We start from the raw sequence: 322 nt of genomic DNA, 5'->3' as shown, positions 1-322 counted from the left end.
GGAAACATCTAACTTTGAGAACTCGGATCAAGCGGCTTGCCAGAAAGACGATCTGTTTTTCCAAGACTGAGAAGATGCATGATACTGTGATTGGATTATTCATCAATCGTCATGAGTTCGGGCGAGCAGGGTAGTGTTCTAGATATGTGGATATATGGCAGAATGAAAACGATGTGTTAGAGGGCTGAGTCGAGATGGTCCTAGAACCTGTTCAATGTCCCGATTGCCAGAGTGTGGATGTCGTTAAGCATGGTCGCAGTGCTGCTGGAAAACAACGGTATTGTTGCCGTAACTTAGAGTGTTCGAGACGATCATTTATCTT

At 44.7% G+C, this 322-nt stretch carries 2 protein-coding genes; both read left to right on the top strand.

All coding sequences use genetic code 11. The annotated features are described in order from the left end of the window. Window positions 1-134, top strand: a 134-nt coding sequence (locus LEPBO_RS41365) for an IS1 family transposase (RefSeq protein ID WP_225903991.1), incomplete at its 5' end; no start/stop codon positions are given. Window positions 135-194: 60 nt separating this feature from the next. Continuing rightward, window positions 195-322, top strand: a 128-nt coding sequence (locus LEPBO_RS41360) for an IS1/IS1595 family N-terminal zinc-binding domain-containing protein (RefSeq protein ID WP_315881775.1), incomplete at its 3' end; no start/stop codon positions are given.

The organism is Leptolyngbya boryana PCC 6306 (genome assembly GCF_000353285.1).
GTDB classification, from domain to species: Bacteria; Cyanobacteriota; Cyanobacteriia; order Leptolyngbyales; family Leptolyngbyaceae; genus Leptolyngbya; species Leptolyngbya boryana.
Note: the sequence above shows the minus strand (reverse complement) of the source record. Positions and strands in the feature narration are given on the sequence as shown.